At 49.4% G+C, this 8,308-nt stretch carries 7 protein-coding genes; 3 read left to right on the plus strand and 4 right to left on the minus strand.

Annotation, left to right across the window (positions count from 1 at the left end; translation table 11 throughout):
* Window positions 1-1,134, minus strand: a 1,134-nt coding sequence (locus E1189_RS04865) for a hypothetical protein (RefSeq protein WP_155158927.1), incomplete at its 3' end; no start/stop codon positions are given.
* A 277-nt stretch (window positions 1,135-1,411) separates the two neighbouring features.
* On the opposite strand from E1189_RS04865, the gene E1189_RS04870 reads away from it, so the two are divergent.
* Window positions 1,412-3,277, plus strand: coding sequence for a hypothetical protein (locus E1189_RS04870; protein ID WP_155158928.1), 1,866 nt, complete (start codon window positions 1,412-1,414; stop codon window positions 3,275-3,277).
* 122 nt (window positions 3,278-3,399) lie between these two features.
* Here the strand turns inward: E1189_RS04870 and E1189_RS04875 are convergent, their stop codons facing one another.
* Window positions 3,400-4,074 carry a YciC family protein gene (locus E1189_RS04875; protein WP_155158929.1) on the minus strand — a complete coding sequence of 225 codons (675 nt, stop codon included), beginning with the start codon at window positions 4,072-4,074 and terminating at the stop codon, window positions 3,400-3,402.
* 106 nt (window positions 4,075-4,180) lie between these two features.
* Window positions 4,181-4,657 carry a BamJ family beta-barrel-assembly machinery protein gene (gene bamJ, locus E1189_RS04880; protein ID WP_329601896.1) on the minus strand — a complete coding sequence of 159 codons (477 nt, stop codon included), beginning with the start codon at window positions 4,655-4,657 and terminating at the stop codon, window positions 4,181-4,183.
* A 388-nt stretch (window positions 4,658-5,045) separates the two neighbouring features.
* Between bamJ and E1189_RS04885 the strand changes: the two genes are divergently transcribed.
* Together E1189_RS04885 and mltC are read left to right on the plus strand one after the other, a co-directional pair.
* Window positions 5,046-6,590 (plus strand): serpin family protein, encoded by a 1,545-nt coding sequence (locus E1189_RS04885; RefSeq protein ID WP_196221204.1) that lies wholly within the window; start codon window positions 5,046-5,048, stop codon window positions 6,588-6,590.
* Between the two features lie 179 nt (window positions 6,591-6,769).
* Entirely contained in the window at window positions 6,770-7,891 is a 1,122-nt protein-coding gene (gene mltC, locus E1189_RS04890) for a membrane-bound lytic murein transglycosylase MltC (RefSeq protein WP_155158931.1), read from the plus strand.
* A 32-nt stretch (window positions 7,892-7,923) separates the two neighbouring features.
* On the opposite strand, the gene E1189_RS23575 is transcribed toward mltC, so the two are convergent.
* Window positions 7,924-8,308: hypothetical protein (locus E1189_RS23575; protein WP_196221205.1), on the minus strand; the 385-nt coding region annotated here is incomplete at its 5' end.

Below are 8,308 nucleotides of genomic sequence, written 5' to 3' on the forward strand. Positions count from 1 at the left end.
ACTGGGGATGTTGCCTTTCCCTGCTATGGGAGTCGGTGGGGAAAGGCTGCCCATTACCACTGCGGGTGCAGGCTGTATCACTGAACTGGGGGGGGAGAGGGATCCTTCCCGCACCTGCAAGACCGCTGTGTCCATGGTGAGTACCTGAGACTCTAAGGGGGGTAACGAGCCCTCATCCGGTTTTGGGGTTAACGTAGATTCCCAGGGGGGAAGTTGAAAAACAGGAGGAGGGGCTTGTTGTGTTTCAAAGACCTGTTGCTGAACCGTTTCTTTTCGTTGGGCAATGATCTCTTTGTATGCTTTCGCCTTGCCTCTATAATCTTTCAGAGAATAAAGCGGTAGGCTGACTTCAGGGCTGGTGCCCATCCTCTCCAGTATTTCTATTAACACATCTATTTCGTCTTCCCCTTCAACAGGGGGCACCTCTGTTGACAGAAACTGCTGAGCACCATCAGATGATAAGTGCTGTGTCAGCGTATCAAATTCTTCAATTTTTCTGGTGATCTGCCTCTTGATGACTGCAGTCTTTTCCAAGGTATCTTTGCGGATATCTTTTGCTTCTGCTTGTACCTGACGGGTGATTGATTCTCCCCTTATAAGCGGCCCTTTGACCAAAGGGGGCATTATGAATTCGGAAGGCGGTAAGTCGTTGTGCATCAAAATATCATCCCAGAAAACAAGGGAGGAGACTCTTGTATAACCGTCCGGCTCACTGTAGAACATTGCTCTTGCTCGTCGAAGCAAATCCCGCGATTTTTCCTGCGCCATATATTGAGTAATAATTTTATCCAGCGACTGGTCATCCAGTACAAAGGAAGCTGCATCGTTGGCAAAGGTGTCTGCAGTGGGGGGGAGAGGGGAAATATGTGAAAAATAGAGCCCACCCCTATAGGATTCAAAGAACAGAATTATGCTGTTTTGGTACCCTGGAAAAAGAGGGTCCTGCAATTGCCACTGGTCCAGCTCTTTGGTATCCAGCTTGCCATTCGCTTCGAAAACCGAATACATGTAGAGGGTACTCTCTCCGAACCCAAGAATCAGCAGTGGACTCTCGAGGGAGTAGAGGGGCAACAGAGAGGGTTGCTGGGAGGCCTCCCCTAAAAGCTGAATACCTTCCTGTTCACTGAAATGCACAGCAAATTGGCTGTTTTCTGTCGCGCCCTCCCACGACGGAGAGACCGTCAGCGACCTTGTTATACCTCCATGGGCTAAGAAGCTGGCCAGGAGCAAAGTGCAGTAGAGTAACCGACGCAAGTGTTGAATCGGACAGTTTTCTTTTAGCCACATGTTCTTCCCCTCTTCCATGCGTGGGCTCCACAGTATTGACGGGGTTTTCCAATTCACAAGAATTTTTCACACAGTTTTTTTTGTGGTCTAAGGTGTGCTTCTCATCCTGAGCGGGAGACGTGTTATGGGAGCCACAACATGGATTGGAGGAATACTGGCAAGAGTACTGGCGGGGTTACTGCTCATGGAAGTGATTCTGAACGCTCACGCAGCCGAAGAGATGGATGATTTATCCATCCTGCAAGACCTGCAAGAGTTTGTCTCAATGAGCAGTAATCATAGTCTGGATTCTGGCCAGCTGGTGGTTTTAAGCCTGGGTTCTCTGCCGGAACCGGCGCCCCATTCGGTGCGCCCCTCGTTAACGCAAGGCGTTGGGCTGGCTCAGCATCCCAGTGTGCCCTCTATGTACAGGCAGGCCCAGCCGCATCCTGGTTCAGCCTCGTTATCTAACCAGCAGATGGGCGTGTTCTTCCGCACTATGGCTATGTATGCAACAGGCTCCGAGATGGAGCAATTACCACCGGGGATGGACTGGTTCTCGACCCTGCCGCCAGGGATTCATGAAGATGCTAAGAATATCCTGGATATCAATGAAAGTAACCTGAAAGAGTTTTTTCCCTATTTGGATGAAGCCCTGCGGAATAAACGTTCGGGGGAATATATCATTCAACCGAAAGAACTGGCGAAGTGGTTGTTTACTGCTGGTGTACTAACGGCTATGGATAAATTTTGCCAGTTCCAGATAGAAAAGAAACATATCCCGCAAGACAGGGTGGCCAGAAATATGAGGATTCTTTTTGCCTCACTGTCTTTTGTCACCATGGTGCCACTGGAAAATAAAAGCAAGCTTGTTTCAGCGATCCTGCACTTTTGGAACGATGCTCAGACTATTGAGTACGGGAGTGGCACGACAGCCGCTCATGAGATTATGGGGGGCGTTTATTCTGATCATACCATTACAGTTATGCAGAATATTCTTCGTTATAAAGGCATTGAGGCACTCAGAGCTCTGTTTCCTAAGGTGAGGAATAAACTGCGTCAGAAATTAAGTATGAGGTTTCCTGTCACGTATGTGCTGCTTCAATTTTATGAAGATGAACAACTCAAATTGTGGTGGGCCCGCAATTACATGCAGGCTTTTAAAACAGAGGAAAGGGGCCATGACGATGTATGGATGAAACAAAGTATGCTGCCAAGCATCGCAGCCAGAGGGAGAAAGTTGGGGGCTGATAATCTGGTCGCCGCCCTGAAGGCACGGTTAGCGACAGTGTGGGGTGCACCCGATGGGGCCTATACCTTGCAGGCTAATGCTATGATACATGCCCTCTATAGGCAGAGATCCCTGCTCTATCGGTTATCAAGACCTTTTTATCCTGCCGTGAAGCGACCTGCATTCTGTCAGACAGTTGATAATGAGCACATTGCTAGTTTGTCTTCAAAAGATGGAGAAGAGACAAAAGCTGATGCGAGTGTGAAGTACCTGTTATCTGTTTTCGACACAGTGGCACAGAAAGACTCCGCGATGGCAGCTGATGCCTATATGGCGCTGCTGGAAATGCCCCGGTTGATTTTTCCACTGGAAGAAACCTTGAAGTCTGTGGAAGGAGGAGGGGGCGATACGACTTACCTGTTCCGCTGGCTGGGTCGTATTCCTGAACTGGCCGGTCAGAAGTTGTACACCGACTATGCCCTTTCTATGTGGAGTGCTATACACCTTTTCCCTGAAATGAAACTGGTGAGGCATGCCCCGGCCGATCGTAGCCTTTCTCCCTATGTTCAGACACTGGTGGCAGGAGGGCTGAGGGGCTTGCATAACTTTTCGCCAGAGTTACCTGCGGCTGCCTGCCTTGGTCAGGTATTGGAGTCTAGGCGCATGGACGCTGGCTTTATTTATAATCCTCCTGCAAGAGGAAAGAGGGAAGATACGGATGTATTGGATGAACAGCTAAGGCAGCTGACATTAAAGGTTGTGCATGCACCAAAACGTTAAGTGCTGTAAATACCTCAAAAGGGCACTGGAAAAGTGGCTGCTAAACTCCTCGCCCCTGTGATGTTCATTTTTGTGGATAAGAGATTCACGGCATGAACACATGCCGTGAATGCGGGGAGTATTCAGGAGGCTGTCTGTTTAGGAATACTGCTGTAAATGCGATACAGGTAAATTGGGTACAGCGTTTGTAGCAGTGCCTGCACCATGGTAATGATGACACTGATCAGCGGGTTATTAAGATTTGCAGAGGCCTGTGCCATAACCAGAGAAGCCATGGTGACCATCGGGAACAGGAAAGCCAGACCAAGGAAGATCACCCACGTGCGAGACCCTGTGTGAAGCAGGCTTTTGCGAATGCTGTCGGTAACGGAAGTGCGTTCCAGCATACAGTACATATCCGACAGAGACAGCCGAACTACAATAATCAGCCCCGGGATAACAAACAGAGACAGGCCAGCCATAATGGCGATAGTAGACAGCATGGTAAGCAGCATCATGCGCGGCCAGAACGACACCGAGTAGGTATAGCACTCACCCACGGAGCGGCGTTGACCTCCAATAACAGCTGCCATGTAAAGAATGAGTACACTGTGCACGATAGGGTACAGGGCCAGTTCGGTTATTACCCCAGCATAGAGTTGTTCACCCATTGGCATTGAGCGCACCACCAGGCGAAGGAGCACCTCACTCAACAGCGCATAGGGAATAACAATAAGGGCCAGCGAGGCCATATTGCTGCGGAAGAACGTGAAGGTGTCCCGCAGATAAGATTGTACTTGTTGGAGAGTTGTTTCCATTGACGACCATTCATTAAATAGAAATACAGCAGGGTTGTAACATATCCCGATGCTACAGGTGAATGGATACACCCCGCTTATTTTTAGTGGCAATTATAAAGGGTACTTAAGGTTCAATACCCAACAGTTCAACATCAAAAATCAGGGTGGAGTTGGCAGGGATACCTCCCATGCTCTGGCTTCCATAGGCCAGACTGGCCGGAATAAACAAACGGTATTTGTCGCCTACAGACATCAGCTGCAAACCTTCTGTCCAGCCAGGGATAACCTGATTCAAACCAAAGCTGATAGGCTGCCCACGATCAACAGAACTGTCAAACACCTTACCGTTCACCAGCGTGCCATGGTAGTGAACCTTGACTTTGCTAGTGGCAGAAGGCACAGGGCCACCTTCGCCTTTGTGAAGAATTTTGTACTGCAGGCCAGACTCAGTGGTGTGTACACCTTCTTTATTTTTATTACTGGCAAGGAACGCCTGACCAGCAGTCAGCGCCTCCTGACCCAGTTGTTTTTTCTGGTTGAAATGCCAAAGGCCAAAGACGACCGCGATGGCAATCAAAACGTACAGCAGAATATTTGACACTCAATTCACCACTTAGGGTTGGGGCGCAAGAAAAAAGCATTTTATGGGAGAGGTGGTCTGTTCATCAAGGAGCCAGCCATCGCGGTAACACAGTTCATGCGGCATAACCGGGAGTCCATGCTAACCTTTTGAGCCCACTTGGGTCACTTGGCGGTGGGCTTAATGGCAGAGTTGGTATTTTATGTCTTTTTTTAGGCTTTTGTGGTTGTTGGTGTTTGCCAGTTTATTGCAAGGTTCTCTGAGCTGGGCAGGAGAGGAACCTAAAGGACTTCCCCATGGAGTAAGTGGTGTGATGCCAGGACTTTCTGCCCTCGTAGTGTGTGCCCAACCTATACCCACTGAGAAAGGAGCGGGTTCCAGCAGGGAAGTTACTCTTATGGATGCATATATGGATACAGTGACTGCCCAGTTATTAGGGCAGAACCCTTTAGCCAGAGAGTTTATAAGAACCCATTATCCATTTGGCCTGCACTCCGGAAATATGGTGGGGCTTCTAAATATTTTGGCCCATATAAACCATTACAACTCACCGGCGCAATTGTCAGAGCAAGCAGAAGCCAGCCTGTTTCCCCCCCCGGCACCGACTCCAAATACCCTGGAAAGACAGGGTATTATGGGTATGAACACGGACATGGGTACGGACACAACCGTTCCCTGGAGCTCCCCTTCCTTTAGTTTTACTAATCCAGGGCCTGCAGGTTTTGGCAATCCCACGCCTGCCGGTTTTAGCAATCCCACGCCTGCCGGTTTTAGTAATCCCACGCCTGCTGCTGTACCGCAACCGGTACTGACAGTTCATCAGCTGGTCAAAACGCTTAACCAGACAGGGTTGAATCTGTTCCAAATGGCTATTAGCAGCGAAGGGGGGCAATATGGCAATTATGTCTTATGTACGCACAGCGTAATTACATTGTTGCTTATGTTTGCACAAGGGGCATCAGGGGAGACCCATGACAGATTATTGGGCGCACTGGGAAATACAGGGGACATTTTGTCCTGTTTTCTTGACAGCCTGAAAGCAGAAAGCGGGGGCGTGGGAGGGGCAGCGTTTAACAGTGTGAACTATATACTTCTGGACACAGCACTTAACGCCAAAAACGATTTCCTGAACAGTCCTATTCTCAGGAATAATGGGGCAAAGATAAGGTTTGTTGCGTTCAGTCATACTCAAAGATGCACAGAAGCCATACGCACAGTTAATCAGGAGGTTTACCATCATACCCACAGCATGATTAATAGTGTTTTGGATCGAGATATGATTCTTCCCTCAACGTCTTTTGTCATGTGTAATGCCTGCTATTTTAAAGGAGACTGGCTGACCCAGTTTGATTCGACATACGGTCTGTTTACGACTCCCGGTAGCCAGCGGTCGGTTCCGATGATAAAAAAAACGTCCAAGGGGAGTAGAGTTGATAGTGAAGGTATGGGATATGTCTGCCACAACAACTGGCAGGGTGTATCAATACCCTATCAAGGTAGGCGATATGAGGCCATTGTTCTCTTACCACCAGAGCATACAACTCCTGCAGACATAGATTCCCCCACCCTGGAAGGCCTTCTGAACAACATGGCTCCATTCACTCAGGAACTGGTGTTGATGATGCCTAAATTCAAGCTGAGCCAGACCATTGACTTGAAAACCACTCTTGGCTTTCCCAGTGGTATATTGGCTAATCCAGACCTGAGCCGGTTAACGGATAAAAGACCATTCACTGTTGATTTTGTGCAACATAAGGTTGTGATGGAAACTGACGAGGAGGGAACCCGGTTCGCAGCAGCCACATCAATGGGGGGAAGTCTTGGACCTGCCCCCCAGCAAAAACTGGTCTACGTTAACAGGCCTTATCTGTTTATCGTCCGGGAAAAAGACAGTGGAATGATAATGTCTATCGCTCAGATATCCGACCCGAAAACCAAGATCTCTGATGATTAACCTGACTAGCAGGCCTGATGTCACAGGAGTGTTATCGATGGCTATCAAGCCAGAAATGCTCCCCCTGTGTTTAAAAGGTGTTTGGGGAAAGAATGTGTTTCCCTGAGTGCTTACGTATTTGATACGCTTGTCTGTCTTACCTCTTGACTCCCAAAAATTCACAAGGATGTTCCTGCTGCATGGGTCGGTTCCTCGTTTTATTTCCCCTGTTTTTATGGATAGCCGGATGCAGCACACCGCCCGCTCCTCTGGTGTATGACCGCACGGCAACACCCTCCCGAAGTGTTTCCCATACCAAGTCATACATACAGCCACAGCCGGAAAGTCTGGATGAATTGGGTTTTGAAGCCTTGATCCACATGCTGGCCCAGCGGGTGGAAGTGAACTGGGGTGACACCAAAAGCTCTGGCACCAAGGAGTACGTGAAATACTCCAACGACTATCGTACCCGTGTGATGGTGAACTTTGACAAGCGCAAGGTGCGTGTAGAAACACTGGATCGAAAGGACTTGCGTCGTGCCATTGTGGTCACGCTGCTGACCCCTGATGACCCTGAACAGGTTGATCTGTTCAGCGCCTCGGATATTGTTCTCGGCAAAGAGCCAGTGCTTTATAAGCAGGTTCTGGATAACTACGGCAACCCCATTCGCTGGGAGTGGAGGGCCGGAAATTATGCGGATTACCTGATGCAGCACAACCTCTCTCGCAAAAGTACCAGCAAAGGCACGGTGTACGCGGTGGACTTTGATATGGTGCACCAGCAACAGTCTGCCGGCCATTATCAGTACGCCAGCCTTGTGCGCAAGTACTCACAAAAGTACCGGGTAGATGAGAGCTTGATTTACGGCATTATCCGCACAGAAAGCAGTTTTAACCCCTTCGCCGTAAGCTGGGCCAATGCCTATGGTTTGATGCAGGTTGTGCCCAGAACCGCCGGGCATGATGTATTCCAGCGTTTGAAGAAACGCCGGGATAAGCCAACCCGCAACTACCTGTTCCAGCCTGCAAATAATATTGATGTAGGTACCGGCTATCTGCATATTCTCGATACAGTGTATCTGAAGGGCATCACAAATCCGCTCTCCCGTCGCTACGCTATTATTTCCGCCTATAACGGTGGTGCGGGCAATGTACTGCGCACCTTTGACAAGAACCGCACACGGGCGGTTGATAAAATTAACCGGTTGGAACCCTCTCAGGTTTATTGGGCACTGACCAGGCGTCACCCCCGTCAGGAATCCCGTCGTTATCTGGAAAAGGTAACTGCGGCGGAGAAGGATTTTCATCAGGGGCGCATTTAAGGGAAGAAGGTGCAGCAGCTGTACCGGCCCGTTCACTGTGAAGTATCGTCAGGCCCTTCCAGCCGGTCTGCCAATTTATAAGCCAACAGGTAGAAACCCCGGATCAGGAAAAACAGCGGCATTTTAAAGCTGGTTAAGCCCAGGTGATCCCGGCCCTGACTGCCGGTGAAATCATCGGGATAAGTGCGATAATGTAAGGGGTGATCAGGGTAGAGTTTCGGACAGGGGCGCCCGGTATCTCGCAGGTGCCTGGCAAAACACTCCTGACCTTGGCGATTCTGAACGGCACTCCAGTAAAGAATCTCCCTGGCGGTGCTGTCGAGCCACTTTTTACAGCATGGGGTATTCGGAAACAGGTCTCCTAATCGGGTCTCATCCCCCAGAAGATTCTGTAGAAAACTGGTGAAATGGGTGTCT

This window comes from Parendozoicomonas verongulae, assembly GCF_009711465.1.
GTDB classification, from domain to species: domain Bacteria; phylum Pseudomonadota; class Gammaproteobacteria; order Pseudomonadales; family Endozoicomonadaceae; genus Sansalvadorimonas; species Sansalvadorimonas verongulae.

Bases quoted from the DNA above. Each gene is read 5' to 3' on its own strand.
- E1189_RS04885 (WP_196221204.1), top strand. From the start codon at position 5,046: ATGGATACAGTGACTGCCCAGTTATTAGGGCAGAACCCTTTAGCCAGA.
- E1189_RS04875 (WP_155158929.1), bottom strand. From the start codon at position 4,074: ATGGAAACAACTCTCCAACAAGTACAATCTTATCTGCGGGACACCTTC.
- mltC (WP_155158931.1), top strand. From the start codon at position 6,770: ATGGGTCGGTTCCTCGTTTTATTTCCCCTGTTTTTATGGATAGCCGGA.
- E1189_RS04870 (WP_155158928.1), top strand. From the start codon at position 1,412: ATGGGAGCCACAACATGGATTGGAGGAATACTGGCAAGAGTACTGGCG.